Annotated in this window: 23 protein-coding genes, 1 tRNA gene and 2 pseudogenes; 11 read left to right on the top strand and 15 right to left on the bottom strand. The window is 70.7% G+C overall.

The features are described from left to right. The first annotated feature begins 9 nt into the window (after positions 1-9). Together B1L11_RS19810 and B1L11_RS19805 are read left to right on the top strand one after the other, a co-directional pair. Positions 10-1,635, top strand: coding sequence for a S8 family serine peptidase (locus B1L11_RS19810; RefSeq protein ID WP_256862715.1), 1,626 nt, complete (start codon positions 10-12; stop codon positions 1,633-1,635). A 105-nt stretch (positions 1,636-1,740) separates the two neighbouring features. Beyond that, entirely contained in the window at positions 1,741-2,157 is a 417-nt protein-coding gene (locus tag B1L11_RS19805; RefSeq protein WP_079315861.1) for a DUF2784 domain-containing protein, read from the top strand. Here the strand turns inward: B1L11_RS19805 and B1L11_RS19800 are convergent. Continuing rightward, positions 2,078-2,932 (bottom strand): hypothetical protein, encoded by an 855-nt coding sequence (locus tag B1L11_RS19800; RefSeq protein ID WP_143737393.1) that lies wholly within the window; start codon positions 2,930-2,932, stop codon positions 2,078-2,080. The two genes, B1L11_RS19805 and B1L11_RS19800, sit on opposite strands and share 80 nt — an antisense overlap. Positions 2,933-3,039: 107 nt before the next feature. Between B1L11_RS19800 and pyk the strand changes: the two are divergent. The 6 genes and pseudogenes from pyk (at position 3,040) to B1L11_RS19780 (ending at position 9,371) form a co-directional block, all read left to right on the top strand. After that, positions 3,040-4,474, top strand: a pseudogene (pyk, locus tag B1L11_RS19795) (pyruvate kinase). Positions 4,475-4,622: 148 nt separating this feature from the next. Then, complete coding sequence (locus B1L11_RS51350; RefSeq protein ID WP_256862714.1) at positions 4,623-5,891, top strand: ABC transporter ATP-binding protein; 1,269 nt, start codon at positions 4,623-4,625, stop codon at positions 5,889-5,891. Further along, on the top strand, positions 5,777-6,418 hold the full coding sequence (locus tag B1L11_RS51345) for an ATP-binding cassette domain-containing protein (RefSeq protein WP_256862713.1): 642 nt from the start codon (positions 5,777-5,779) through the stop codon (positions 6,416-6,418). The genes B1L11_RS51350 and B1L11_RS51345 overlap by 115 nt, the downstream gene beginning before the upstream one ends. Before the next feature lie 183 nt (positions 6,419-6,601). Further along, complete coding sequence (locus B1L11_RS19785; RefSeq protein ID WP_079315859.1) at positions 6,602-8,422, top strand: ABC transporter ATP-binding protein; 1,821 nt, start codon at positions 6,602-6,604, stop codon at positions 8,420-8,422. Between the two features lie 128 nt (positions 8,423-8,550). Then, positions 8,551-8,766: a hypothetical protein gene (locus B1L11_RS45390; RefSeq protein ID WP_143737392.1), complete on the top strand. Its 216-nt coding sequence runs from the start codon at positions 8,551-8,553 to the stop codon at positions 8,764-8,766. Continuing rightward, a complete protein-coding gene (locus B1L11_RS19780) occupies positions 8,763-9,371 on the top strand; it encodes an NAD(P)-dependent oxidoreductase (RefSeq protein ID WP_179155228.1) in 609 nt (202 codons plus the stop codon). The genes B1L11_RS45390 and B1L11_RS19780 overlap by 4 nt, the downstream gene beginning before the upstream one ends. Before the next feature lie 5 nt (positions 9,372-9,376). On the opposite strand, the gene B1L11_RS19775 is transcribed toward B1L11_RS19780, so the two are convergent. The 7 genes and pseudogenes from B1L11_RS19775 to B1L11_RS19745 all read right to left on the bottom strand — a co-directional run bounded on the left by B1L11_RS19775 (position 9,377) and on the right by B1L11_RS19745 (position 16,193). Further along, on the bottom strand, positions 9,377-9,802 hold the full coding sequence (locus B1L11_RS19775) for a thioesterase family protein (protein WP_079315894.1): 426 nt from the start codon (positions 9,800-9,802) through the stop codon (positions 9,377-9,379). 8 nt (positions 9,803-9,810) lie between these two features. After that, entirely contained in the window at positions 9,811-10,956 is a 1,146-nt protein-coding gene (locus tag B1L11_RS19770; RefSeq protein WP_079315857.1) for an acyl-CoA dehydrogenase family protein, read from the bottom strand. 236 nt (positions 10,957-11,192) lie between these two features. Continuing rightward, complete coding sequence (locus B1L11_RS19765; protein ID WP_079315856.1) at positions 11,193-12,482, bottom strand: ABC transporter substrate-binding protein; 1,290 nt, start codon at positions 12,480-12,482, stop codon at positions 11,193-11,195. Further along, positions 12,443-13,489, bottom strand: coding sequence for a branched-chain amino acid ABC transporter permease (locus tag B1L11_RS19760; protein ID WP_256862719.1), 1,047 nt, complete (start codon positions 13,487-13,489; stop codon positions 12,443-12,445). Before B1L11_RS19760 ends, B1L11_RS19765 begins: the two co-directional genes overlap by 40 nt. A gap of 133 nt (positions 13,490-13,622) precedes the next feature. Further along, positions 13,623-14,513, bottom strand: coding sequence for a branched-chain amino acid ABC transporter permease (locus B1L11_RS19755; RefSeq protein WP_079315855.1), 891 nt, complete (start codon positions 14,511-14,513; stop codon positions 13,623-13,625). Further along, positions 14,513-15,322: an ABC transporter ATP-binding protein gene (locus B1L11_RS19750; protein WP_143737391.1), complete on the bottom strand. Its 810-nt coding sequence runs from the start codon at positions 15,320-15,322 to the stop codon at positions 14,513-14,515. The genes B1L11_RS19755 and B1L11_RS19750 overlap by 1 nt, the downstream gene beginning before the upstream one ends. A gap of 74 nt (positions 15,323-15,396) precedes the next feature. Next, positions 15,397-16,193, bottom strand: a pseudogene (locus B1L11_RS19745) (ABC transporter ATP-binding protein). Positions 16,194-16,494: 301 nt separating this feature from the next. On the opposite strand from B1L11_RS19745, the gene B1L11_RS19740 reads away from it, so the two are divergent. Continuing rightward, positions 16,495-17,673: a CdaR family transcriptional regulator gene (locus B1L11_RS19740; RefSeq protein WP_079315853.1), complete on the top strand. Its 1,179-nt coding sequence runs from the start codon at positions 16,495-16,497 to the stop codon at positions 17,671-17,673. 580 nt (positions 17,674-18,253) lie between these two features. Here B1L11_RS19740 and B1L11_RS19735 read toward each other — a convergent pair. Further along, positions 18,254-18,327, bottom strand: a tRNA-Leu gene (locus B1L11_RS19735). A 139-nt stretch (positions 18,328-18,466) separates the two neighbouring features. On the opposite strand from B1L11_RS19735, the gene B1L11_RS19730 reads away from it, so the two are divergent. Both B1L11_RS19730 and B1L11_RS19725 read left to right on the top strand, forming a co-directional pair. Then, positions 18,467-19,045 carry an ANTAR domain-containing response regulator gene (locus B1L11_RS19730; RefSeq protein ID WP_079315852.1) on the top strand — a complete coding sequence of 193 codons (579 nt, stop codon included), beginning with the start codon at positions 18,467-18,469 and terminating at the stop codon, positions 19,043-19,045. A 207-nt stretch (positions 19,046-19,252) separates the two neighbouring features. Then, complete coding sequence (locus tag B1L11_RS19725; protein ID WP_079315851.1) at positions 19,253-20,554, top strand: ABC transporter substrate-binding protein; 1,302 nt, start codon at positions 19,253-19,255, stop codon at positions 20,552-20,554. Between the two features lie 73 nt (positions 20,555-20,627). Here B1L11_RS19725 and B1L11_RS19720 read toward each other — a convergent pair whose 3' ends face one another. The 6 genes from B1L11_RS19720 to B1L11_RS19695 all read right to left on the bottom strand — a co-directional run bounded on the left by B1L11_RS19720 (position 20,628) and on the right by B1L11_RS19695 (position 26,141). Further along, the gene (locus tag B1L11_RS19720) at positions 20,628-21,128 is read right to left on the bottom strand and encodes a hypothetical protein (protein ID WP_079315850.1); all 501 of its coding nucleotides are present in this window, start codon (positions 21,126-21,128) and stop codon (positions 20,628-20,630) included. Between the two features lie 104 nt (positions 21,129-21,232). Continuing rightward, complete coding sequence (locus B1L11_RS19715) at positions 21,233-22,105, bottom strand: ABC transporter ATP-binding protein (protein ID WP_079315849.1); 873 nt, start codon at positions 22,103-22,105, stop codon at positions 21,233-21,235. Then, complete coding sequence (locus tag B1L11_RS19710) at positions 22,102-23,031, bottom strand: ABC transporter ATP-binding protein (RefSeq protein WP_079315848.1); 930 nt, start codon at positions 23,029-23,031, stop codon at positions 22,102-22,104. Before B1L11_RS19710 ends, B1L11_RS19715 begins: the two co-directional genes overlap by 4 nt. Further along, positions 23,021-24,010: a branched-chain amino acid ABC transporter permease gene (locus B1L11_RS19705; protein ID WP_079315847.1), complete on the bottom strand. Its 990-nt coding sequence runs from the start codon at positions 24,008-24,010 to the stop codon at positions 23,021-23,023. The genes B1L11_RS19710 and B1L11_RS19705 overlap by 11 nt, the downstream gene beginning before the upstream one ends. Positions 24,011-24,023: 13 nt before the next feature. Beyond that, on the bottom strand, positions 24,024-25,310 hold the full coding sequence (locus B1L11_RS19700; protein WP_239107995.1) for a branched-chain amino acid ABC transporter permease: 1,287 nt from the start codon (positions 25,308-25,310) through the stop codon (positions 24,024-24,026). Between the two features lie 450 nt (positions 25,311-25,760). Then, positions 25,761-26,141 (bottom strand): PaaI family thioesterase, encoded by a 381-nt coding sequence (locus tag B1L11_RS19695; RefSeq protein WP_143737403.1) that lies wholly within the window; start codon positions 26,139-26,141, stop codon positions 25,761-25,763. Positions 26,142-26,171: the final 30 nt, after the last annotated feature.

Here is a 26,171-nt window from a genome sequence, read left to right as displayed (position 1 = left end):
GGAGGATCGTTGTACGCACGGGGGCGGCTCGCCGGGGCCATCATGTCCATCACCATGCTCGGCGGGCTGGGGGCCGCGGGCCTGCCGGGGGCGGCGAGCGCGTCGGAGCCCGCGCGGAACTACCTGGTCTTCTACACCGACGGTCACCGGGCCACCGCGGAGCGGGCGGCCGAGGCGGCCGGAGGAACGATCCAAGGGAGGGACGACAAGCTCGGCTACCTCGTCGTACGCGCGTCCGACCCCGAGAAGATCGGCGCCGACCCCTCCGTGGTCGGCGTCACGCTCGACCGTCCCATCGGCAAGACCGCCGGCGCGCCCGTCACCTCCGGCGCCCGGCATGCGGAGCACGTCCGGTCGGTGCCGGGCGGCGACCCGCTCTCGGGCCGCCAGTGGGACATGAAGATGATCGGCGCCACCCCCACCGGGTCGTACGCCAAGGCCCGGGGCAGCCACAAGGTGCTCGTGGGCGTCATCGACACCGGCGTGGACGGCAAGCACCCCGACATCGCGCCCAACTTCAACCGCGCGCTCAGCCGCAACTTCGTCGTCGACGAGCCCACCGACGAGAACGGCAAGCCGCTCGACGGGCCCTGTGAGCACAAGGGCTGCAAGGACCCGGCCGACGTCGACGACGACGGCCACGGCACCCACGTCGCGAGCACGATCGGCTCGCCGATCAACGGCATCGGCGTCAGCGGGGTCGCCCCCGACGTGTCGCTGGTCAACCTCCGCGCCGGCACCGACTCGGGCTTCTTCTTCCTCAAGCCCACGATGGACGCCCTGGAGTACGCCGCCGACGTCGGCGTCGACGTGGTCAACATGAGCTTCTTCGTCGACCCCTGGGCGTTCAACTGCGCGAACAATGCGAGCGACACGAACAGGGAGCGGCTGGAGCAGCGGGCGATCCTGGAGGGCATGCGCCGCGCGGTCAAGTACGCACGCGCGCACGGCGTCACACTCGTCACCGCGATCGGGAACGAGGGCCTCGACCTCGGCAAGGTGAAGAACGACACCTCCAGCCCCGACTTCCCGAAGGGCTCGGAGAAGAAGCGGTCCGTCGACAACACCTGCCTCAGCGTCCCGGCCGAGCTCGACGGCGTCATCTCGGTGTCCTCCGTCGGCCCCGGCGGGCAGAAGGCGTCGTATTCCGACTACGGTGTCGAGCAGACCGACATCGCGGCGCCGGGCGGCGACATGTTCGACGGCGGCACCGGTCTCAAGGGCGCGAGCCGGGAGATCCTGGCCGCCGTCCCCGAGAACGTCCTGCGCGCCAAGGGCCTCGTCGACGCCGCGGGCACGCCGAAGACGTCCTCGGTGATCCGCGACTGCCACGACGGCAAGTGCGCCTACTACCAGTACCTGGAGGGCACGTCCATGGCCGCGCCGCACGTCACCGGGGTGGCGGCGCTGATCATCGGCCGGTTCGGCAAGCCGGGCAAGGGCGGGCTCCAGATGGACCCCGCGCAGGTGGAGCGCATGCTCTACGCCACGGCGACCCCGAAGGGCTGCCCCGCGCCCCGCACCTACCGCTACGGCACGGGCGAGAGCCAGGTCTGCGAGGGGCCCACGGCGAAGAACGGCTTCTTCGGCCACGGCCTGGTCGACGCCGCCCGGGCCGCCACCGTCGCGCCCTGAGCCTCTTCCTGGGGCTCGTCGCCGCCTGAGTACGTGTCTGAGTAGCCCGCCGGATGTCCGGCGGGCCACGGCGGGCCTACCCTCCTTCGCGGAGGAGGGCAGACCATGATCTACCGGCTCGTCTGGCAGGCCACGATGGTGGCGCATTTCCTCGTCATCGCCTACATCGCCCTGGGCGGCTTCCTCGCCTGGTGGCGGCCCCGGCTGATCTGGCCGCACCTCGCGCTGTGCGCCTGGGGGCTGGTGCAGCTCTCAGGGCTCGTGGAGTGCCCGCTGACCGCGCTGGAGAACTGGGGGAGGGCCAGGGCGGGGGAGCGCGGCCTGCTGCCCGGCGGCTTCATCGACACCTACATCGAGGGCGTGATCTACCCGCAGGCGTATGTCTGGCACGTGCGGCTGGCGGTGATCGCCGTCGTGCTCGCCTCCTGGGCGGGCCTCGCGATCAGGATCCGCCGACGCCGCACACGTCCTGCGCGTACGACAGGAACGTCCGCTGCACCGGAGCCGGAGGCGTCGCGATGAGGTAGCGCTTCTCGCCGCCGCCCACGGTGCCGTAGACCGGGAACAGGTAGGCCTTCTTGGCCTCCGCGAACGCGTGCCAGTCGCAGCGCATGGGGGTGACCTCCACCGGGATCTCCAGCCGCGTGGCGTCCGCCGCGAGCACCGCCACCGGCCGGCGCTTCCCGGAGCGGGGGAGCATCGTGTAGTGCGTGGTGGCGCCGAGCTCGTCGATCGTGACCTGCTCCGAGCCGCCCTTCCTGGTGACGACGAGGTTCCCGTGAAGGGTCCGGCCCACCCGGGTCCAGGTGTCCCCGAACGTCACGTCCACCGACTGGCGCAGGATGTAGGCCCCGCACTCGGCCTTCACCAGCCCGTCCAGCGTGGGATCGGGGTGGTGGACCGGGAACTCCACCTTGCGCGACGCCCCGTCGCCGACCTGGATGTGCGCGACCACCGTGGCCGGGCGCACCGGCGGGATCTTCGCCGGGTCGCAGCGCGCCTCGCCGTACGGGATCCGCAGGTCCGTGCGCGGCGTCTTGCCGAGGGTGGTGTCCACGCGGGTCGGCGGGAGCGTCGCGAACGAGGCGGTGACGAGCTGGACGTCCTGGAAGCGCACCGGCGTGCCGGTCTCGTTGCGCACCGACACCTCCAGGTCGTGAGACGTCTCGTCGCTGCGCCACTGGTTGAGCGACACCGAAACACCCGTCGGCGGCGCGGCCGATTCGGTACCCTGGCCTCCGCACGCGGCCAGGGTGAACAGCGCCGTTATTACCCCCCAGGTCCGGGTACGTCCCATGGCTGCCAAGGCTAGGGCACGCGGATGATCGCGTGAAGTGTCTGAACATTTGGCGACAGCTGTGTGCGCCGTCACTGCAAGTGGTCTGTACCAATTAGGGTAGTGCTGTGAGTCGTCGAGCAAAGATCGTCTGTACCCTCGGGCCCGCCACCTCCTCGCCGGAGCGCCTACGCGAGCTCATCAAGGCGGGCATGAACGTCGCCCGCTTCAACCTCTCGCACGGCAGCCACGAGTTGCACAAGGAGGTGTTCGACCGGGTCAGAGCCGCCGCCGACGAGCTGGGCTGCGCCGTGGGCGTCCTCGCCGACCTCCAGGGCCCCAAGATCCGCGTCGGACGCTTCGCCTCCGGTCCCGTACGGCTCGGCTACGGCGACGTCTTCACGATCACGACCGAGGACGTCCCCGGCGACCGGGACATCGTCTCCACGACGTACGAGGGCCTGCCGGGCGACGTCAAGCCCGGCGACACGATCCTCGTGGACGACGGCCGGCTGAACCTGGAGGTGACCGCGGTCGAGGGGCCGCGCGTCGTCACCCGCGTGGTCATCGGCGGCATGATCTCCGACAACAAGGGCCTCAACCTCCCCGGCGTCGCCGTCAGCGCCCCGGCGCTCACGGAGAAGGACGAGGAGGACCTGCGCTGGGCGCTGCGCACCGGCTTCGACATGATCGCCCTGTCGTTCGTCCGGTCGCCGGACGACGCCGCGCTCGTCCACGCGATCATGGAGGAGGAGGGCGTCAGGCTCCCGCTCCTCGCCAAGATCGAGAAGCCGCAGGCGGTCGACCGCCTCGAGGAGATCGTGGACGCCTTCGACGGCGTGATGGTCGCCCGCGGCGACCTCGGCGTCGAGCTGCCGCTGGAGCAGGTGCCGATCGTCCAGCGCCGCATCATCGAGCTGTGCCGGGAGAAGGCCCACCCGGTCATCGTGGCCACCCAGATGCTCGACTCGATGATGGGCGCCCCCCCGGCCCACCCGCGCCGAGGCGTCCGACGTCGCGTACGCGGTGATGGACGGCGCGGACGCGGTCATGCTGTCCGGCGAGACCTCGGTCGGCAACTACCCGATCGAGTCGGTCTCCACGATGGCCCGCATCGCGGTCGCCGCCGAGGGCACCACGCTGCAGGCCACCCACACGCTGGAGCGCCTGCCCGAGACGACCGGCGGGGCCATCGCCCGTGCCGCCGCCGAGGTCGGCGCGATCGTCGGGGCCAAGGCCCTGGTGGCGTTCACGATGTCCGGCGAGACCGCCCGGCGGCTGGCCCGCTACCGCTCGCCGATCCCGCTGCTGGCGTTCACCTCCAACCCGCAGGTGCGCGGCCAGCTCGCGCTGACCTGGGGAGTGGAGACGTTCGAGGTGCCGTTCGTGCACCACACCGACGACATGGTGCGGCAGGTGGAGGCCTCGCTGCTGTCGCTCGGCGTCTGCGAGAAGGGCGACAAGGTCGTCGTCGTCGCCGGCTCGCCGCCCGGCAACCACGGCTCCACCAACGCCCTGCGCGTCCACACCATCGGCTCGGCGGTCGCCCACCCGTCGACCTGACCCCGGCGGCCGGGTTCTCCCGGGCCTCGCGGCCTGGGACACCCGGCGGAGGGGGAAAACCCCTTGAAGGCGCGGCGCCCTTCGACGGAGCATGGCAGGAGCGAGTCGACCTTTCCTGTCAGACGCCGGAGGAGCGCTGCGCCCGTTGATGGACTCCCCTCAGGAACCCGGGCCCGACGCAAGGGACGACACTGTCCGCCGGTCGACGTGGCGCTCGCTGTGGCGGTTGCGGTCCTACCTGCGCCCGTACGTGCCCAGCCTGGTGGTGTCCTGGCTCGCCGCGCTGCTCGGGATCGCCGCGGGCACGGTGATCCCGCTGGTGAGCAAGGAGATCATCGACGGCCCGGTGGCCCACGGGGACCTCGGGGGGCTGGTCCCGCTCGGGCTGCTGGCCCTCGGCCTCGGCATCGCCGAGGCGGTCCTCACGTTCGTCCGCCGCTGGTCCCAGGCCGGGCCGGTCCTCGGCCTCGAGACCGCGATCCGCGACGACCTCTACCGCCACCTCCAGCGGCTGCCGATGAGCTTCCACGACGGATGGCAGTCGGGCCAGCTGCTGTCCAGGGCGACGACCGACCTGTCGACGATCCGCAGGTTCCTCGGCTTCGGCGTGCTGTTCCTGATCATGAACATCCTGCAGCTCACCGCGGTCACCGTGGTGCTCCTGCGGATGTACTGGCCGCTGGGCCTGCTCGTCGCCGTCTCCGCCGTCCCTGTCGTGGTCCTGTCGCTGCGGTTCGAGCGGCGCTACATCGTCATCTCCCGGCAGGTGCAGGACCAGCAGGGCGACCTCGCCACGCTGGTCGAGGAGTCGGCCGTGGGGATCCGCACGGTCAAGGCGTTCGGGCGGCGTGAGCACGTCTTCGCGAACTTCGCCGCCGCCGCCCGCGAGATCCGCCGCACCTCGCTGGCGAAGGTGCGGCTGGCCTCCCGGTTCTTCACCTTCCTCGAAGTCGTGCCGAACGTCACGCTCGCCCTGGTCCTGCTGCTCGGCGCGATCGCGGTCGGCGCCGGCGCGCTGACGCTCGGCACCCTGGTCGCCTTCACCACGCTGGTCCTCCAGCTCGTCTGGCCGGTCGCCTCGCTCGGCTACATCCTCGCCATGGGCCAGGAGGCCATGACCTCGGCCGACCGGGTGGTCGAGGTGCTCGACACGGTGCCGGCGATCAGCGGCGGCCGGCCGTCATCGAGCGCCCGCGCGGCCACGTACGCTTCGAGGGCGCCGGGTTCCGCTTCCCCGGCGCCGACCGGCCGGTGCTGCGCGACGTGTGGCTGGAGGTGCGGCCGGGGGAGACCGTCGCCCTCGTGGGGGCCACCGGGTCGGGCAAGACGACGCTCACCGCGCTCGTGCCCCGCCTGCTCGACGTCACCGCGGGCCGCGTCACCGTGGACGGGCACGACGTGCGGGACCTGTCGCTGACCTCGCTGCGCTCGGTGGTCGCCACCGCGTTCGAGGAGCCGACGCTCTTCTCGATGAGCGTCCGCGAGAACGTGACACTCGGCCACGGGCACGCCACCGAGGAGGAGATCAGGCAGGCACTGGAGATCGCGCAAGCGACGTTCGCCTACGACCTGCCGTGGGGGCTCGACACCCGCATCGGGGAGCAGGGGATGTCGCTGTCGGGCGGTCAGCGGCAGCGGCTCGCGCTGGCCAGGGCGATCCTCGGCAGGCCGCGGGTGCTCGTCCTCGACGACACCCTCTCGGCTCTCGACGTGGAGACCGAGGCGCTGGTCGAGGAGGCGCTGCGGCGGGTGCTCGCCGAGGCAACCGGCATCGTCGTGGCGCACCGCGCCTCGACCGTGCTGCTGGCCGACCGGGTGGCGCTGCTGCGCGACGGCACCGTCACCCACGTCGGCCGCCACGGCGACCTGCTGTCGGCCGTGCCGGAGTATCGCGAACTGCTCGCCCAGGACGCCGACCTCGACCCCGAAGGCTCGATGCGATGACCCAAGGGACCGCTGACGGCGAGGGTGGCCCCACCGAGCGAGCCGAAGACACCGAGCGAGCCGGAGGGGCGCGCCGCCGGTCTGGACTGAGGAGTGCGCGGGAGCGAAGCGATCAAGCACGACGAGGGAAGCGCTCACTGCGCGCCTCCGGCACGACCCCGGCGGAAAGCGCACCGGCGAGCGATGCGGGGGACACAGGTGTGGCGCGGGGTCGCCGCGGAGAACCGCGACGAGATCTCCGAGCGCGTCTCCGTGCTGCTGCGCACCCGGTCGCGCCGCCTGCTGGGCGACCTGCTGCGCCCGCACCGCCGGGCCATCGCCGTGCTCACCGCGGTCATCGTGGTGTCCAACGCCGCCGGGCTGGCCCTGCCGTACCTGGTGAAGGCGGGCATCGACGACGGCATCCCGCCCATGCTGCGCGGGCAGGGCGCGGGGACGCTGCTCGCGATCGTCGGCGCGGTGCTGGGCGCCGCGCTCACCCAGGCGCTGACCCGGCAGGCGTTCCTGCAGATGTCGGGCCGGATCGGCCAGGACATCCTGCTGGAGCTGCGCCGCCGGGTCTTCGACCACTTCCAGCGCCTGTCGCTGTCGTTCCACGAGAAGTACACCTCAGGGCGGGTCATCTCCCGGCTCACCTCCGACGTGGACGCCATCGCGGAACTGCTCGACTCCGGTTTCGACGGCCTGGTCACGGCCGTGCTCACGTTGTGCGGCACCGCGATCATGCTGCTCGTGCTCAACGCGCGCCTCGGCCTGGTGGCGCTGCTGCCGCTGCCGGTCCTGCTGCTGTTCACCCGGTGGTTCCGCCGCCAGTCGAGCGTCGCCTACCGCCGTACGCGGGAGGCGGTCGCGCTGGTCATCGTCCACTTCGTGGAGTCGATGACCGGCATCCGCGCGGTGCAGGCGTTCCGGCGGGAGCCGCGCAACCAGGAGATCTTCGAACGGCTCAACACGGACTACCGCGCCGCCAACACGCGGGGCATGCGCCTGGTCGCCGTGTTCATGCCCGGCATCAAGCTGATCGGCAACGTCACCGTCGCCGCCGTCCTGCTGTACGGCGGCCTGCTCGCGCTGCGCGGCACGGTCACGGTCGGCGTGCTCGCGGCGTTCCTGCTCTACCTGGGCCAGTTCTACGAGCCGATGCAGGAGATCAGCCAGTTCTACAACGCGCTGCAGTCGGCGGGGGCGGCGCTGGAGAAGCTGTCGGGCGTGCTGGAGGAGCGGCCCTCGGTGGCCGAGCCACGCCGCCCGGTGCCGCTGCCGCGCGCCGCCGGGGCGTTGCGCTTCGAGGCCGTCAGGTTCGCCTACGCCGAGGGCCCGACGGTGCTGCCGCTGCTCGACCTGGAGATCCCCGCCGGGCAGACCGTGGCCGTCGTCGGCACCACCGGCGCGGGCAAGACCACGCTGGCCAAACTGATCGCCCGGTTCCACGACCCGGTCGCCGGGCGGGTGCTGCTCGACGGCGTGGACCTGCGCGACCTGGACGAGGACACCCTGCGCCGCCACGTGGTGATGGTCACCCAGGAGAACTACCTGTTCAGCGGGACGATCGCCGACAACGTGCGGTTCGGGCGGCCCGGCGCGCCGGATTCGGAGATCGAGCGGGCCGCCGAGGCCATCGGCGCCCACACGTTCGTCTCCGCGCTCCCCGACGGGTACGAGACCCAGGTCGGCAAGCGCGGCGGCCGCATGTCGGCGGGGCAGCGGCAGCTCGTCGCGTTCGCCCGGGCCTTCCTCGCCGACCCCGCCGTGCTGATCCTGGACGAGGCCACCTCCAGCCTCGACGTGCCCAGCGAGCGCCTCGTGCAGCGGGCGCTGCGGACGATCCTCGCCGACCGGACCGCGCTGATCATCGCCCACCGCCTGTCCACCGTCGAGATCGCCGACCGGGTGCTCGTCATGGAGCACGGCCGGATCGTGGAGGACGGCCCGCCGGACCACCTGATCGCCGGCTCAGGCCGGTTCGCCCGCCTCCACCGCGCCTGGCTCGACAGCCTCGCCTGACCTCCTGCCGTCGCCGGCTACTCCCGGCGACTTAGCCCGGGCCGGCCGGGCTGATCCCGGTGGGGTAGCGGCAGATGACTCCGTGGGAGGGACGCCGAAGAACTCCGGCTGGACGACGATTGCCGGTCATGGGAACCTCACTCGAACATGCGGACACGGCCACAGATGAGCGGATCGGGGGTGGCCCGGTGCCCGGCTTCCACGCGTTTCCGACCCGCCTGCCGTACGGACCGGCCTCCGGCCAGGAGGATCCGGACACGATCGTGGACCGGTTCTCCACCCCCGACCTCGAATACCGCAACGACGGCCGCGTCGACTCGATCAACCGGACGGTGGAGCCGTGAACCTCACTCTCATCGGCTCGACCGGCCGCACCGGCCGCCACGTCCTGGCCGAGGCGCTGCGCCGCGGCCACCGGGTCACCGCCTTCACCCGCAACGCCGCCGCCCTGGAGGCGCGGCCGCACGTCGTCGTCGAAGGCGACGGCCGCGACCCGGAGAAGATGCGCGCGGCCGTGACCGGCGCGGACGCGGTGATCTCCATCATCAACGGCGGCGACAGCGGCGATCCGCACCGCGCGGCCGAGGCCACCCGCACCATCATGCAGGCCATGACCGAGACCGGGGTCCGTCGCCTGGTCGTCACCACCCCCTACCCGATCGTCGCCCGCAGGCCGGTCCTGGTCCTGTGGCTGCTGCGCCGCCTGCTGGCCACCCAGTATGCCGACGCCCGCGAGCTGGAGCGGGTCGTGAGCGCCGGCGATCTGGACTGGACCATCGTCCGGCTGACCCGGCTCACCGACCGGCCCGCAGCCGGGGCGGTCGTGATCCGCCGCGAGTTGCCGGCCAAACCGCGTTCCCTGACCCGTGCGGACGTGGCGAACACCCTGCTGGACATCGTCCAGGAGGACCATCTGAGCGGCGTGGCGGTCAACGTCCACGGGCGCTGAAACCACTAAACGGAGGGAGGGGAGAGGAGGCGTTCCATGGCGGGGCGCAGGGGCGGGCCGATCTCCACCGGGCGGCGGGTGTGCCGGTCCACGAAGACGTGGGTGAAATCTCCCTCGGCGACCAGCGTGTCCCCGGCGAACAGGCCGAGCTCGTAGCGGACGCTGGACCGGCCCAGGTGACCGATCCGCAGGCCCACGCTGATCACCTGCGGGAAGGACACCGAGGCCCGGTAGGAGCAGCGCGACTCCACGCACAACCCGATCGCCGGGCCCTCGTGGATGTCCAGGCCGGCCTCCTCGATCAGCCAGGTGTTGATCACGGTGTCCATCAGGGAGTAGTGCACGACGTTGTTGACGTGCCCGTAGACGTCGTTGTCCTTCCAGCGGGTGGGCACGTCCCGCCAGTGCGGATAGGCTTCCCGGTTCTTCACAGGCCCGTTCACAAGCCGAGGTCCCGGCCGACGATCTCGCGCATGATCTCGTTGGACCCCGCCCAGATCCGGGTCACCCGGGCGTCCATCCAGGCCCGTGCCACGCGGTACTCCCTCATGTAGCCGTATCCGCCGTAGAGCTGCACGCAGGCGTCGATCACCTGGTTCTGCACCTCGGCGGTCCACATCTTGGCCTTGGCCGCGTCGACCGCCGTCAGCTCTCCGTCGGCGTGGGCGGCCACGCACTGGTCGACGTACGCCCGGGTCACCTCCACCTTCGTCACCAGATCGGCGAGGGTGAACTTGTTGTACTGGAAGCTGCCGATCGCCTGGCCGAACGCCTTGCGCTCCTTCACGTACGACAGGGTCTCGGCGAGCACGGCGGCGGCGTGGGAGATGTTGGTGACGGCGCTGCCGAGCCGTTCCTGGGGGAGTCGCTCCATCATCGCGACGAACCCCCGGTCCACCTCGCCGATCACGTTGCCGGCCGGCACCCGCACGCCCTCGAAGAACAGCTCGGCCGTGTCGGCCTCCGGCTGGCCGACCTTGTCCAGCTTGCGCCCGCGATGGAAGCCGGGCATGCCCTCCTCGACCGCGAACAGCGTGATGCCCTTGGCCCGCTTCTCCGGGCTGGTCCGGGCCGCCACCACGACGAGGTCGGCCTGGTAGCCGTTGGTGATGAACGTCTTGGAGCCGTCGACGATCCAGTCGGAGCCGTCCCTGACGGCGGTGGTGCGCAGCGCCGCCAGGTCCGACCCGCCGCTCGGCTCGGTCATGCCGATCGCGGTGATCATCTCTCCCGAGCAGAACGGCGGCAGCCAGCGCTTCCTCTGCTCGTCCGTCGTCAGCTCCACCAGGTAGGGTGCGACCACGTCGAAGTGGATGCTGAAACTGGACGCCAGAGCCAAACCCACCCCGGCGAGCTCCTCGGTGAGCACGGCGTTGAAGCGGTAGTCGCCCGCGGCCGCGCCGTCGTACTCCTCTGGGACCTCAAGGCCGAGGAATCCCTGCCGGCCGGCCTCCCGCCACACCTCGCGGTCGATCAGCCGGCGCTCGATGAACTCCTCGGCCCTCGGGGCGACCGAGCGGATCACGAACTGCCGCACGGAGTCGCGGAAGGCCTCGTGGTCCTCGCCGTAGATGGTGCGTCGCATCGATTCTCCAGACGATTGTTCGGTATCGGGATACTAGTGCCCCTCTTTCCGATCTTTGCCCCGTCGCGTCGCCCAGAGCGGCACCTCGCTGCGTTGTCGTCGTCGCTCGTAGCTCCGCTACGAGCTCCTCCTCCGCCTTGCGATGCACCACTCTGGATACCGCTCCTTCCGGGCAAATCTCGTCAATCGCGGCACCTGCGAGTAACCACCCCAGCGCGGGCACGGGCCTGTCCGCGTCAGCCCACCGGCACCGGGTAGTCCTTCGCCAGCTCGGAGACCTCCGCCTCCCTGAAGACGACCGCGCCGCCGAGCGCCGCCTTGTCGGGCTTGAGCACGTACGACGATCGGGAGGCGGGCTTGTCGAAGAACGTGAAGTTCATCGGCGTGCCGAAGTCGCCGCCGAAGTTCGACTGCGAGCGGTGCGCGTTCAGCACGCCCTCCCGCGTGAGGTCCTTGGCCTCGCACGCCTTCTTCATCGCCTCGTCCACGATCATCGCCGCGCTCCAGCCGGTGGGCACGCCGCTGTCGAGCGTCTCCCCGGGATACTTCGCCTGGTAGTCGGCCACCAGCTTCTGCATCCCCGGGTTCTGCGCGCTGACCGGCGTCCCCGCCGAGACGTAGTAGAAGTCCTTCAGCAGGGCCGGCCCGGCCGGGGTCGCGAGAAGCTGCGGAGCGTAGGCCGAGTTGCTGCCGACGAACGGCACGTCCATGCCCTTGGCCAGGGACACGCCGACCAGCGAGGCCGCCTGCCGGGGCCCCACGGAGACGAGCACGGCCTTCACCCCGGCCGCCTTGAACGCCGCCACCTGGGCGCTCATGTCCTGGTCGGTGGCCTTGATCTTCTGCTCGACGATCTGCAGGCCGAGCTTGTCCGCGGCGTACTTCGAGCCGTTGAGCGAGCTCTCGCCGTAGTCTCCCTCGAAGTACAGGTGCCCGATCTTGTCGCCGGACTTGATCCCCTTCTCCTTCGTGAGGAACTCGACGGCGTTGACCATGTCCACGTCGTACGTCGTGCCGGTCACCTGGATGGCCCGGCTGCCGAGCAGCGTGGTCGCCCACGCCATCGGGATCGTGAGCAGCTTGTCGCCGTCGATCCGCTGCTTGAGCGCCGTGATCATCGGGGAACCGATGAACTGCACGATCGCCGCCGACTTGGGCGCGATCTCGGTGTAGGCCGCCACCGCCTTCTGCGTGTCGTAGCCGTGGTCGCGCACCACCAGCTCGTACTTCCGGCCGCAGACCCCGCCGCCGGCGTTGACCTGGTCGAAGTACAGCTGCTGCGCCTGCGTCTGGCTCTTGCCGAACGACGCGTACGGACCGGTCAGGTCGGTGAGCGCGCTCACGGTGATCGTGGTGGCCGTGACGCCGGGGCCGGTCTTGACCCCGTCGACGTTCGCCGCCCCGGCGTCTCCGCCACCGCCGCCGCCCGTGGTCTTGCCGCTGGCGCACCCCCCGGCCGAGGCCGCGACGGCCAGGGACAGCAGGGCTAACGCCGCGACGCCGGCGCGGGTGCCGATTTTGCCCATCTGAGCTCCTTGAGTCGTACACGGCCGAGCCGCGTGGCGAGCCCGACCAGACCGCCGGGCAGGAACAGCACCACCGCGACGACGGCGGCGCCGTAGAGAATCCGCGCGGCCTCGGCGGGGGAGACCCCGCCGGAACCCGGCTCGGCCACCAGCGGCAGGGCGTCGCTGTAGCGCGTGAGCAGCTGGGGGAGCAGGGAGACGAACGCGGCCCCGACGACCGCCCCGGCGACCGATCCCAGGCCGCCGATCACGATCATCGCGAGGTAGTCGAGCGACAGCAGCATGCCGAAGTAGTCCGGCACGACCTGCTGGAAGACCAGGGCGACCAGCACCCCGGCGAGCCCGCCGTACATGGACGACAGGACGAACACGCCCGCGCGGTAACGGGCGACCGGGACGCCCATGACCCCCGCGGCGATCTCGTGGTCCCTGATCGTGTTCATCGCCAGGCCGGGACGGCCGCGCAGCACGCCCCTGGCGAACACCGCCGCGCCCGCGAGCAGCGCGATCCCGAGGAACCACAGCCGTTCGAGCGAGCCGAACGGCACGTTCAGCACCACCAGCTCCGGGGTGTCGGCGAAGACGAGACCGAACAGCTCCATCGGCGGCACCGGCCGTCCGTTGAAGCCGCCGGTCACCGGCTCGGCGTTGAACAGGATGTGCTGGCCGACGAAGATCAGGGCGAGCGTGGCGATGCCCAGGTAGGCGCCCTTGAGGCGGCCCGCGATCGGGCTGAACAGGCCGCCGGACAGGCCCGCGACGATCACCGCGGCCACGGCCGCGAGCGGCGTCGGCAGCCCCAGGTCCGACGACAGGGAGACGTAGGAGTACGCCCCGACCGCGAGGAAGAAGGCGTGCCCCAGGGACAGCTGCCCGGTCGCCCCGGTCAGCAGGTTGATCCCGATGGCGCCGATCGCCGCCGACATCGCGAACAGCCCCGCCTGCAGCCAGAACCCCTCCAGGTAGAAGGGCACCGCGACCGCCACCACGAGCACCGCGAGCCACAGCGCGGCCCGGAGGGGCCGGAACGCGCCTCGTGTGGGCTTCCCTGGCGTGGACGCGCTGGGGATGGATGTGCCGGCCGCGGGCGTCTCCGGCACGGGCGTCTCCGGCACGGGCGTGCCGGCTGTGGACGTGGGTTCAGACACGGGCCGGCTCCTTCGTGCCGAACAGCCCGGAGGGCCGCAGCAGCAGGATCACGATCATCACGAGGAACGGCGCCGCGTCGCCGATGCCGCGTCCCAGGAAGGCGAGCTCGCTCTGGTATCCGCTCATCAGCGTCTCGGTGACGCCCACGATCAGCCCTCCGGCCAGCGCGCCCGTGGTCGAGTCGAGCCCGCCGAGGATGGCGGCGGGGAAGGCCTTCATCGCCGCCGCGGCCGTGCCCCTGTCCAGGCCCGGCGTCGGGAAGACGCACAGGAACATCGCCGCGACCGCGGCCAGCGCCCCGGCGACGGCCCACGCGCTGAGCGAGACCCGGCCGAGCCGCACGCCCATCAGCGCGGCGGTCTCCGCGTCCTCGGCCGCGGCGCGCATCGCCACGCCCCAGCCGGTGAACTTGAAGGCGAGCAGGAACGCCACGATCAGCGTGGCGGCGACCGCGAGGGCCACGACGCGGGTCTCGGCCACTGTGACCGGGCCGAGACGCAGCACCCGGTCGCCCCAGGGGTCGCCCAGGGCGAGCACCTCGGTGCCGATCCGGCGGGTGAGCTCGGTCGTGAGCAGGATGTCCACGCCGATCGTGACGATGGCCAGCACGCCGCGCGAGCCGACGTGCGCCCGGCGCAGGATCAGGAACTCCACGAGCGCGCCCACCAGCGCCGCCGCCGCGATCCCGGCCGCCAGCGCCGCCCAGAACCCGATCAGCGGGTGCAGCCGGGCGATCACGTAACCGCCGGCCAGCAGCAGCGACGCGTGGGTGAAGTTGACCACCTCGGTCGCCTTGAAGATCACCACGAAGCCGAGCGCGATCAGCGCGTACACGGCCCCGACCGAGATCCCGTTGACGAGCAGCTCAAGGAAGACCGCCATCACGCCTCCCCTCGCTCACCGGAGGGGCCGCCGAAGTCGCCGAGATAGGCGCGGATCACCTCGGGGTCGCGCTGGACCTCCTCGGGCGGCCCGTCCGCGATCCGCCTGCCGAAGTCGAGCACGGTCACCGCGTCGGCGATCCGCATGACCATGCCCATGTCGTGCTCGACCAGCAGGATCGAGATGCCGAGGCTCTCGCGCACCGACTGGATGAGGGCGGTCATCTCCCGCCGCTCGCCGCCGTTCATCCCCGCCACCGGCTCGTCCAGCAGGAGCAGCCGCGGCTCCATGCACAGCGCCCGGGCCAGCTCCACCCGCTTCTGCACGCCGTACGGCAGCAGCCCGACGGGGATGGACAACGCGTCGCCGACGCCGGCGAACTCCGCGATCTCCGCGACGCGCGCGCCGTGCCGTACGGCCTCGCGCCTGGCCGAGGGCAGCCGCAGGCCGGCCGAGACGAAGCCGGCCTGGGTCAGGCGGTGCCGGCCGAGCATGAGGTTGTCGCGGACCGTCAGGTGCGGCGGCAGGGCGATGTTCTGGAACGTCCGCGCCACGCCCAGCGCCGCCACCTGGTGCGGGCGCAGCGAGGTCAGCTCGGCGCCGCCGAAGCGCACGCTGCCGGAGGTGGCGCGGTAGACGCCCGAAAGCACGTTGAAGCAGGTGGACTTGCCCGCGCCGTTCGGGCCGATCAGCGCGTGCACGCTGCCGGGGGCCACGGTGAAGCTCACCGCGTCGAGCGCGGTGAGCCCGGCGAAGCGGACCGTCACCTCGCTGACCACGAGTTCCGGCGGGCCGTCCCCGATGGCCATACCGACCGGTTGGTTTCTCATGGGCATGCGGAGACGCCTCAACGGGTGTGCGCGCGGTTCGCCGCGGCGGTGGGTCATGCCGTCCATCTCGCCAGCCTGGTCCTCTCGTGCCTCTCGTGACCTGGGCCGGGGTCGGTACCGACCGGTCGGTCTGTCTCGGGCGCGCCGATACCGAGGTAGCGGCGGCGCACCTCGTCGCTGGCCGCGAGTTCCGCCGCCGGTCCCGACAGCGTCACCTCGCCCACCTCCAGCACGTACGCCCGCTCGGCCAGCGCGAGCGCCATGGCGGCGTTCTGCTCCACCAGCAGCACCGACGTGCCCTGGGCGTTGATCTGCCGCACGGTGTCGGCGATCCGGGCCGCCATCAGCGGAGCGAGCCCGAGCGTGGGCTCGTCGAGCAGCAGCAGCGAAGGCCCGGCCATGAGCGCCCGGCCGATCGCCAGCATCTGCTGCTCGCCGCCCGACAGCAGGCCCGCCCGCTGGTGGGCCCGCTCGGCCAGCACGGGGAAGAGTTCGAGCACCCGCTCACGGGCCGCCGCCGCCCGCCTGCCCGGCACGCCGAGCGCTCCGGCCCGCAGGTTCTCGGCCACCGTCATCCGGGCGAACACCCGCCGTCCCTCCGGCACCTGGACCACGCCGCGCCGTACGACGGCGCCGCCGGCACGCCGTCGAGGCGGGATCCGCCGAAGGCGACGGTCCCCGACGTGATCGCGCCCCGGTGGAACCGCAGCGTCCCCGACACGGCACGCAGCAGCGTGGTCTTGCCCGCGCCGTTCGCGCCGAGCACCGCGGCCACCGCGCCCCGGGGCACGGCCAGATGGACGCCCCGAAGGGCGCGCACGGGGCCGTACCGCACCTCCAGGCCCCTGATCTCGAGGCCCCCTGCCTCCGGGTCCGCAGCTCCCGGGGCCGCGGTCGCCGGGCCCTCGATCTCTGCGCCCTCGATCTCTGGGCCGCCGGTCCCCGGGCCCGCCTCACCAGACATCCGCGCCTCCTGTGACTCCGATGAAGGCACACCCAACCCACCGTGGTCGAGGGCCGTCCAGCGCCGGGAGTCAAGTCGGGACCCCAGCCCATGCGCGCCGGTCGTGCCCTGTGCTCCAGCACAATCCCGCATCACGAAACGAAAACCGAACCTTGTTCCGGACGCCTCTGGCTGGCACATTCGGGGCATGAGGTCCAGGACGGACTCCGAGGTCCGGGAACTGCTGCGGACCTCCGCCGCAGGCCTGCTGGAACGGCTCCCCGAGCTCGCCGACGAGCTGGTGAAGCGCGGCAGGGAAAGCGACGAGGCCTACCGCATGACGGTCCCCTACGAGGACCACTGGAAGAGCACCCACGAGGGACTGCGCGTCGGCATCACCGCGATCCTGCAGCCCCGGCACGAGCGGCGCGACGTCGCGTACGCCCAGACGGTCGGGCGCAGGCGGGCCGAGTTCGGGCTCCCGCTGGACTCGCTCATGCGCAGCTACCGCCTGGCCGCGCAGGTTACCTGGAACGGCGTCATCGACATCATCGGCGACCAGGGCCAGGAGCGGCTGCCCGCCCTGCTGCGCAGCGCCACCCACGTGTGGCACGCCATCGACCGCCAGGCCGTGGCGGCGGCCGACGCCTACCGCCGCCGGGAGAACGAGCTGCTCGGCCGGACCAACCAGCGCGTCAACGCCATGCTCGACGCCCTCCTGGAGGGCCGCGCCGACCCGGCCGTGGCCGGTGTGGCCGCCGACGCCCTCGGCCTGCCGGAGCACGGACGCTATGCGGTTGTCACAACGCGGCTGCCCGCCCAGCCCGACCGCGTGCACCGGCCCGACGAGATCGGCGGACTGCGCTTCCTGTGGCGCATGCGCCCGGACCTGGAGATGGCCGTCGTGTACCTCGACGACCGGGAGCTGGACGACCTGGTGGCCGCGATCACCCCGGTCGTCTGCGCGAGCGCCGGCGTCAGCCCGGTGGTGAAGAGCCTCGCCGACCTCGGCACCGCCCGCCGCCTGGCGGAGGTGGCGATGCGCACCTGCTCGGGGACCACGCCGGAGATCGCGCGGCTCGACCGGCGGCTGCCCGCCGCCCTGGTGGTCTGCCAGCCGGAGCTGGCCGGGCACCTCGCGGGCGGAGTCCTCGGCCCGATCACCGCGTCACCGGACGGCGGCGTGCTGCTCGCGACGCTGGAGGCGTGGCTGCGCTGCGAGGGGTCCGCGTCCCGTGCGGCGGCCGAGCTCTACTGCCATCGCAACACCGTCTTCAACCGCGTGCGCCGCATCGAGCAGCTCACCGGCCGGTCGCTGGCCCGCCCCCTGGACGTCGTCGAACTCTCCCTCGCCCTCGACGCCGTCCGCCTCCTCCCCGGCACCTGATTCTCGCATTAAGCATGCGGCGCAGGAGCGGTGACGCCTACGTTTACGCCTTGGCGGCCGTCCTGCTGGAGGAGCATGTCTGCGCGGAACTGCGAGAGCGGTTGCTGGGTCTCAGGGCTGGCAGGAGCCAGAGAATTCACTGGCGGGATGAATCTTCCGCTCGTCACGTGCTCATCGCCACAGACGAGACCGCGCGTTGGTGGACGCGCTCCGAGGGGCCGGCCGAGTCGAGCGAGGCCTGCGAACGGAGTGGAGGAGATCAGCGGACGAGCCGCTGCTCTGGCTCGCCGACGTACTCGTGGGCAGCGTCGTGTGGTGGCTCGGCGGCGAGGGTGAGAGTTCGACATCATCCGGCAGAGGATCGAGTTCCTGTGACCGCTCCTCGTGGCGTCCGGCACTGAAACCGCGAAGGCCGGGCGCCCGATTCCATCGGGAGGTCCCGGCCTCACTTCCGCGGCCCCAGCAGGGCCCGGCGGTCGCAGTATGTCACCGCTGGCCGCTGGCCGCTGGCCGCTGGAGCGCAACCATGGCCCCGTCATCGTCGCCCTGACGGTTTCTTAGGGGCCGCTATTCGTGCAAGTGCCCCGAGTGGGATTCGAACCCACACTGAATGGATTTTGAGGCCATCGACTCTGCCGATTGGTCTATCGGGGCTATTTCCGGATTTGTCCGGTTTCGGCAATGGCTGCCACGCAGCAGTCGATCTTGTTTGGAGATCGCTCAGGGCATCCCCTGCCGTGGTCCTAATGTAGCGGACGTCGGTAACCTCTTGTGCGTGAGTACGCAGCGGCGAGTGGTGATCGCGGAAGACGAGGCCCTGATTCGCCTCGACCTGAAGGAGATGCTCGAAGAGGACGGTTACGCCGTGGTCGGCGAGGCCGGCGACGGCGAGACGGCGGTCAAGCTCGCCATGGAGCTCCGCCCCGACCTGGTGATCCTGGACGTCAAGATGCCCGTGCTCGACGGGATCTCCGCGGCCGAGCGCATCGTCTCGGAACGCATCGCGCCGTGCCTCATCCTCACCGCGTTCTCCCAGCGCGACCTGGTCGAGCGGGCCAGGGACGCGGGCGCGATGGCCTACCTGGTCAAGCCGTTCACCAAGGGCGACCTGGTCCCGGCCATCGAGATGGCGGTCAGCCGGCACGAGGAGATCGCCGCGCTGGAGAAGGAGGTTTCCACGCTGTCGGAGCGGCTGGAGACCAGGAAGCTCGTGGAGCGCGCGAAGGGCCTGCTCATGGCCCAGCACGGGTGGACGGAGCCGCAGGCCTTCCGGTGGATCCAGAAGGCGTCCATGGACCGGCGCATGAGCATGCGCCAGGTGGCGCAGATCGTGGTGAACGAGAACGGCGGTGAGACCCAGCAGCCCGCCTGAACGTCGCCTCGCTGATCGCGAAGGAGAAGACTCCTGGTCAGGGGCCGTCCCGCTAAGTTGAGGAGTTATTACGACTCCGCATCCAAGTGCGGACAGTTCTGATGCATCCCTGGTCGGGCCGTGCCTGGCCTATGTACCTTTCAGCCATTCGATCGGGACCAGTCGGCAGCGCTGACGACTCCCGGGCCTGGATGAAGGAGATGCTTCATGATCCGCATTGCCCCCCTCGGGCGGGCGCTGGCCGTCGCCGCCGCCGCCAGCCTCGCGCTGACGGCCTGTGGCGGTGGTGAGGACAGCGCCGCGCCGGCCTCCTCGGCGCCGGCGGCCCAGTCCTCCGCGCCCGCTGCCGCCACCGCCCAGGGCGATGGTGTTCTCACTGTCGGCACGCTGCTGCCGCAGACCGGTTCGCTCGCCTTCCTCGGCCCGCCGGAGTTCGCGGGTGTCGGGCTGGCGATCAAGGAGATCAACGACGCCGGCGGTGTCCTCGGCAAGCCGGTGGTCGAGGTCGACACGGACTCGGGTGACACCTCGACCAACATTGCGTCCCAGTCTGTCGACAAGTTGCTGCAGCAGAAGGCCGACGTGGTCATCGGTGCCGCCTCGTCCTCGGTGTCGCTGTCGGTCATCGACAAGATCACGGGTGCGGGCGTGGTCCAGATCTCGCCGGCGAACACCTCTGACCAGTTCACCACCTACAACGACAAGGGCCTCTACTTCCGTACGGCTCCGCCGGACGTGCTGCAGGGCCGTGTCCTCGGTGACCTGATCCTCGCCGACGGCAACGACACCGTCGGCATCCTGGCCCTCCAGGACGCGTACGGCACCGGCCTCGCGGACAACGTGCAGAAGGCGGTCGAGGGCGGCGGCGGCCAGGTCGTGGAGAAGGTCATCTACGACCCGAAGGCGGCCGACTACTCGGCGGACGTCGCCAAGATCAAGGAAGCCAACCCGAAGGCCGTGGCGCTGATCGGCTTCGACGAGACCAAGAAGATCATTCCTGAGCTCGTCAAGCAGGGCCTGACCGCCAAGAAGGTGAAGTACTACTTCGTCGACGGCAACCTGTCCAACTACGGCACGGGCAAGGACGGCTTCCCCAAGGGCACGCTCGACGGCGCCAAGGGCACCCAGCCGGGCGCCCAGGTCTCCGACGACTTCAAGGCGAAGCTGAAGACGGTCGACCCGAACCTGAAGGACTTCAACTACGGCCCCGAGTCGTACGACGCGACCATCCTGACCGCGCTCGCGGCGGTCGCCGCCAAGAGCGACGCGCCCAAGGACATCGCGGCCAAGCTGCAGGAGGTCTCCACGGGCGGCGAGAAGTGCAAGGACTTCAAGTCCTGCAACGACCTGCTGTCCGCGGGCAAGGACATCGACTACGACGGCGCGTCCGGCCCGATCGAGTTCAACGAGGCCGGTGACCCGGCCGAGGCGACGATCGGCATCTACCAGTACGGCGCCGACAACACCAACAAGAACATCGCCTTCAACACCGGCAAGATCGCCGGCTGAGCCACGGCGAGAAGGGCCCGCTCCCACGGAGCGGGCCCTTTCCGCGTCCACCGGAAGTGGGGTTGCCCCCGGGTCAGGAACGGCCGCAGGCGGTGAGGACGGCGGCGGAGGCCTTGCGATAGCGGCGCAGCAGGTCCGGACGCCGGGAACCGGCGGTGTCGGCCCGGGACAGGGTCTCGGCGACGCCGTCGATGGTCGCGACGGCGGCCGAGGCCGAGGCCGGCAGACGGGGGCCGTACATCTCCAGCGTGCCGCGCAGATAGCCGAAACGGCCGCGTACGTCCCCGTCCCAGTGCTGGGCCTCCTCCTGTCCCGCGGGCAGCAGCGACAGCCCCAGGTAGCCGATGGCGGACACGACGCGGGCGCAGGGGTCGTCTCCGGCCTTCGCGCCCGTGACGTAGACCGCGCCGCTGGTCTTGCCGGACGCGGCCCCGGCGGACGACACGGCGGACGACACGGTGGACGAGACGGCGCCCGCCGAGGTCGTGGGATCCGGGGACGGCGACTGGCAGGCGGACAGGCCGATCGCGAGCGCCGGGACGACCAGTGCCGCCCGGAGGGGGGTTCGGGTCATACGGCTCATTGTCACCCCGCCGGTTGCCGATCAGGTGGAAATACGGTCACAGACATACGACGAGGGCCCCGGCGGAGGCTCCGCCGGGGCCCTCGGAGAGCGGCTCAGGCCCGGGCGAGCGTGCCCAGGTAGAGCTGGATGACCTTCGGGTCGTTGATCAGGTCGCGACCGCTCGCCATGTAGGCGTTGCGGCCCTGGTCGAGCACGTAGCCCCGGTGGCAGATCTGCAGGCAGCGGCGGGCGTTCTGCTCCACCATGATCACCGTGACGCCGGCCTTGTTGATCTGCTGGGCCTGGATGAAGACCAGGTCCTGCAGTTTGGGCGACAGGCCCGCGGACGGCTCGTCCAGCAGCAGGACCGACGGCTCGGTCATGAGCGCCCGGCCCATGGCGACCATCTGCCGCTCACCGCCGGACAGCGAGCCGGCGCGCTGCTTGCGGCGCTCCCGGAGGGCGGGGAAGATCTCGCAGACGAACTCGAACCGCTCCTTGAACTTGCCGGGCACCTGGAAGGCGCCCATCTCCAGGTTCTCCTCGATGGTGAGGCTGGGGAAGACGTTGTTCGTCTGCGGGACGTAGCCGACCCCACGGGCCACCAGCGAGTGCGCCTTGAGGTTGGTGATGTCCTCGCCGTTCAAGGTGACCGAGCCGCTGCGCACCGGCACGAGCCCGAACAGGGTCTTGAGCAGGGTCGACTTTCCGGCGCCGTTCGGGCCGATGATGCCGATCAGCTCGCCCTTCTTCACGTACAGGTCGGCGCCGTTGAGGATGTTGACGCCGGGGATGTAGCCGGCGTACAGCTCGTCGGCCCGCAGCAGCGCGCTCTCGGCTCCCGCGAGGTGGTCGGAGCGGTCGACGACGGCCGCCCGCGAGATGGGCTCGGCGCCGTCCTCGTCCGCCGCCGCGACCGGCTCGGGCTCGTCCCGGGTGGGGACGCGGTCCGGCTCTGCGTGGTTTTCCGGCGTGGGGGCGGTCATGCCTTCTCCTCGATCTCGGACTCCAGCTCGGCCTCGGCCTCCTGCAGCTGCTCCTCGAACTCCTCGGCGGACATCGGAGCGTCGTGGTGGGCGCCCAGGTAGGCGTCGACCACGCGCGGGTCCGACATGATGGAGTCCGGTGGCCCCTCCGCGATCACGGCGCCCTGGGCCATCACGACGACCCAGTCGCTGATGTCGCGGACCATGTCCATGTCGTGCTCCACGAAGAGCACGGTCATGCCCTCCTCGCGCAGGTCCTTCACGTGCCCGAGGAGCGACTGGGTCAGGGCCGGATTCACGCCCGCCATGGGCTCGTCCAGCATGACCAGCTCGGGGCCGACCATGAGGGCTCGCGCCATCTCCAGCAGCTTGCGCTGGCCGCCGGACAGCGAGCCGGCGAAGTCGTCGCGCTTGGCGGCGAGCTTGAACCGCTCGAGGAGCTCCTCGGCGCGCTCGGTGATCTCGTCCTCCTGGCGGCGCCAGCTGCCCGGGATAAGCGCGCGGAAGAAGTTCTCGCCGCGCTGGTTCTGCGCGCCGAGCCGCATGTTCTCCATCACGGTGAGCTTCGACAGGGCCTTGGTGAGCTGGAACGTGCGGACCATGCCCGCACGGGCCACCCGGTGCGCGGGCACGCCCTTGAGCTGCTTGCCGTTGAAGGTCCAGGACCCCTCGTCGGCGCTGTCGAAGCCGGTGAGCTGGTTGAAGAACGTGGTCTTGCCGGCGCCGTTCGGGCCGATGAGCGCGGTGATCGAGCCGCGCTGGATCTCCACGTGGTCGACGTTGACGGCGGTGAGGCCGCCGAACCGGCGTACGACCTTGTCGACGACGAGGATGGGGTCGGGCTTGGGCACGCCGGGCTCGTGCTCGAGGCCCGCGAAGGCGGCCAGCGCCGCCGCCTTCCTGGTCGGGGTGGTGTCAGCGTGCATCGAGCGCGATCTCCCTCTTGTCACCGAAGATGCCCTGAGGCCGGAAGATGAGCAGGAGCATCAGGCCGAGACCGACCAGCATGAAGCGGACCGCGCCGATGTTGTTCACGGTGAACAACGAGGGGAGCAGCCCGGCGCTCACGGCCTCGCTGAGCGTGTTCCCGACGAAGACCAGCAGCACCCAGAAGATCGCGGCGCCGACGACGGGGCTGAAGACGCGGGCCGCGCCGCCGAGGATCACGATCGTGTACGCGTAGAAGGTGAACTCGGTGCTGAACAGGTCGGGCTGCACCGACGCCTGGCCGAGCGCGAACAGGAAGCCGCCGAGGCAGCCGACGACGCCGCCGAGCACGAGCGCCTGCATCTTGTAGGAGAAGACGTTCTTGCCGAGGCTGCGCACGGCGTCCTCGTCCTCGCGGATGGCCTTGAGCACGCGGCCCCACGGGCTCTTCATGAGCAGGTAGACCAGCCCGCAGGCGATCGCGATGAGCACCCAGCCGACCGTCAGCACCCACGTCACCCGTTCGTTGAAGCTGATCGGGCCGATGCCGTACGTGCCGGGGGAGTAGGGGTTCATCGCGAAGAAGTCGCCGGAGAAGTTCTGCCGGCCGTCCGAGCCGCCGAAGACGCTGCTGAACTTCACCGATCTGAAGACGAGCCGGACGATCTCGGCCGCCGCGATGGTGACGATGGCGAGATAGTCGGCGCGCAGCCGCAGGGTGGGGATGCCGAGCAGGAAGGCCAGCACGATGGTGGCCGCCAGGCCGATCAGGATGCCGAGCCAGAACGGCAGGTGGAAGGTGGCCACGGTGACGGCCATGCCGTACGCGGCGACGCCGAGGAAGGCCGCCTGGCCGAAGTTGAGCAGCCCGGCGTAGCCGAACTGGATGTTGACGCCGATCGCGGCGAGCGCGTAGACGACGGTCTCCAGGCCGATCGAGGCCTTGACCGTGGTGACGAAGATGGTGTTCCAGTCCACGTGTGGTCTCCGATCAGCCGATGCGCTCGCGCCGGCCGAGGATGCCCTGTGGCCGGAAGAGCATGACGAGGATGAGCACCAGCAGCGCGCCGACGGTCTTCAGCTCGGTCGGCACCACGACGGTGGACAGCTGGATGAACAGGCCGACGACGATGGAGCCGACGAGGGCGCCGAAGGCGGTGCCGAGGCCGCCGAGGGTGACCCCCGCGAAGACGAGCAGCAGGATCTGGAAGCCCATCTGGAAGCTGACGTTCTGCGACAGGCCGAGCATGACGCCCGCGAGCGACGCGATGGCGCCGCCGACGGTCCAGATGATCCGGATGACGCCGTCGACGTTGATGCCGGAGGAGGCCGCGAGCGCGGGGTTGTCGGCGACGGCCCTGGCGGCCTTGCCGACGCGGGTCTTGAGGAGCGCGAGCCCGACGATCACGAGCACGGCGAGCTCGATGCCCATCGCGATGAAGTTCTTCGGCGCGGCGGAGATCGGGCCCACCTGGATGCCGGGCTGGGCGTTGTAGTCCGCGTACGGAGCGCCCTCGCCGCCGAAGAAGAACAGGAAGACGTAGCGGAGGAACAGGGCCAGGCCGATCGAGATGATCATCATGGCGACCAGGCTGCTGCCTCGTCTGCGCAGCACTCCCCAGAAGAACCGGTCCTGGCTGTATCCGAAGGCCCCGCCGATCACGACCGAGATCACCGCGGCCCAGATGAGCGGAAGTCCCACGACCACGTTGAAGAAGTAAGCGCACATCGCGCCGAACGTGAGCAACTCGCCGTGGGCGAAGTTGGTGAGTCCGGTGGTGCCGAACACCAGGGACAGGCCCATGGCCGCGAGGGCGATGATGAGCCCGAGGTTGAAGCCCTCAAAGGTGAGCTGGGCGACCCGGTCCCAGAAGGAGGAGGAGTCCGACGAGGCGGGCGTGGCGGCCCCGCCCTGCTGGCCGGCGGGGGCGAGGGCGAACAGGACGTTGCGCTCGCTGCCCTCGTAGACCTGCACGTCCAGGGTGGCCCGGTTCTGGAACTTCAGCGCGATCCCCTTGGGGAGCGTCGCCTGGTCAAGCGTGACCTTGTATTTGCCCGCCTTGGGGACCGGCACCTCCCACTTGCCGTCCGCACCCGTGGTGGCGTCCCCGACGGGTTTGCCGTCTTCGCCTGCCACGCTGATCTTCACGCCGTTCACCGGCTGGCCTTGGTTTTGGAGTGTGCCCTTCAACGCCTCCCCGTCCGCCCAGGCGGGGGAGGAGAGCAGAAAGACGATTCCACCCAGGAAGGCCGTGAACGCGATCACGGCTCTGCGCAATGGTGCTCCCTCTGTTCAGGTCATGGCGGGGTCGTGCCCCCCACTGCGGACGCGCAACATCGCGAGGTTGCTGCGATGTTGTGGCCGGAGCATAAGCCTGAGACGCCCGTTTCGGGGTTGTTCGTCACCAATTGGTGACCATGGTGTGTCACTGACGTGAGAAAGGGTTCGCAGGTCAGGGCATGTAAGGAGTCAACCGGAGGGTCGGTGCTGTGGAAGAGCGTGAGCCCGTGGGAGGACCTTTGGGACCGTACACAGCTTCCCCGGCTCCGCACGTTGTCTACTCGGTCTTCCCACGGGCTCTGGAGCCACAACGGTAGCGACCGGAGCGACTCCCGTGCAAAGAGAGTCGCAAGCCGTTCCGTTATACGGCCCAATGCGTCGTAAGAGGTTTTCGTGGTGCTTGCCCCGGAGGCTCGCGGGCGAGCACGGCCCGCGAGCCTCCCGGCCTCAGCGAGCGTCCCTCAGCATGCAGGTCAGGCGGGCCGTGCAGACCGCCCGGCCCTCGTCGTCGGTGATCTCGATGGCGTACGTCGCGAGCGTGCGCCCGGCGTGCACGCGGGTGGCGACGGCGGTGACGTGCCCCGAGGTGGCGGAGCGGTGGTGGGTGGCGCTGATCTCGATGCCGACGGCGATCCTGCCCGCGCCGGCGTGCAGGGCGGCGCCGGTCGAGCCGAGGGTCTCGGCCAGCACGCAGGACGCGCCGCCGTGCAGAAGCCCGTACGGCTGGGTGTTGCCCTTGACGGGCATGCGGCCGACCACCCGCTCGGCGCTGGCCTCCAGGATCTCGATGCCCATCCGCTGGTGCAGGTGGTCCCCGGGCGCGTTCATCGCCGACACGAACTCCTCGGGATTCGTCAA

The organism is Microbispora sp. GKU 823, from assembly GCF_002027145.1.
Taxonomy (GTDB): domain Bacteria; phylum Actinomycetota; class Actinomycetes; order Streptosporangiales; family Streptosporangiaceae; genus Microbispora; species Microbispora siamensis.
Note: the sequence above shows the minus strand (reverse complement) of the source record. Positions and strands in the feature narration are given on the sequence as shown.

What these genes read in the sequence shown, in the direction of transcription:
- B1L11_RS51350 (WP_256862714.1), top strand. Translation starts at nt 4,623, where the DNA reads ATGGACTCCCCTCAGGAACCCGGGCCCGACGCAAGGGACGACACTGTC.
- B1L11_RS19785 (WP_079315859.1), top strand. Translation starts at nt 6,602, where the DNA reads ATGCGGGGGACACAGGTGTGGCGCGGGGTCGCCGCGGAGAACCGCGAC.
- B1L11_RS19750 (WP_143737391.1), bottom strand. Translation starts at nt 15,322, where the DNA reads ATGGCCATCGGGGACGGCCCGCCGGAACTCGTGGTCAGCGAGGTGACG.
- B1L11_RS19710 (WP_079315848.1), bottom strand. Translation starts at nt 23,031, where the DNA reads ATGCACGCTGACACCACCCCGACCAGGAAGGCGGCGGCGCTGGCCGCC.
- B1L11_RS45390 (WP_143737392.1), top strand. Translation starts at nt 8,551, where the DNA reads ATGGGAACCTCACTCGAACATGCGGACACGGCCACAGATGAGCGGATC.
- B1L11_RS19695 (WP_143737403.1), bottom strand. Translation starts at nt 26,141, where the DNA reads ATGAACGCGCCCGGGGACCACCTGCACCAGCGGATGGGCATCGAGATC.
- B1L11_RS19720 (WP_079315850.1), bottom strand. Translation starts at nt 21,128, where the DNA reads ATGACCCGAACCCCCCTCCGGGCGGCACTGGTCGTCCCGGCGCTCGCG.
- B1L11_RS19770 (WP_079315857.1), bottom strand. Translation starts at nt 10,956, where the DNA reads ATGCGACGCACCATCTACGGCGAGGACCACGAGGCCTTCCGCGACTCC.
- B1L11_RS19755 (WP_079315855.1), bottom strand. Translation starts at nt 14,513, where the DNA reads ATGGCGGTCTTCCTTGAGCTGCTCGTCAACGGGATCTCGGTCGGGGCC.
- B1L11_RS19725 (WP_079315851.1), top strand. Translation starts at nt 19,253, where the DNA reads ATGATCCGCATTGCCCCCCTCGGGCGGGCGCTGGCCGTCGCCGCCGCC.
- B1L11_RS19805 (WP_079315861.1), top strand. Translation starts at nt 1,741, where the DNA reads ATGATCTACCGGCTCGTCTGGCAGGCCACGATGGTGGCGCATTTCCTC.
- B1L11_RS19765 (WP_079315856.1), bottom strand. Translation starts at nt 12,482, where the DNA reads ATGGGCAAAATCGGCACCCGCGCCGGCGTCGCGGCGTTAGCCCTGCTG.
- B1L11_RS19740 (WP_079315853.1), top strand. Translation starts at nt 16,495, where the DNA reads ATGAGGTCCAGGACGGACTCCGAGGTCCGGGAACTGCTGCGGACCTCC.
- B1L11_RS19715 (WP_079315849.1), bottom strand. Translation starts at nt 22,105, where the DNA reads ATGACCGCCCCCACGCCGGAAAACCACGCAGAGCCGGACCGCGTCCCC.
- B1L11_RS19800 (WP_143737393.1), bottom strand. Translation starts at nt 2,932, where the DNA reads ATGGGACGTACCCGGACCTGGGGGGTAATAACGGCGCTGTTCACCCTG.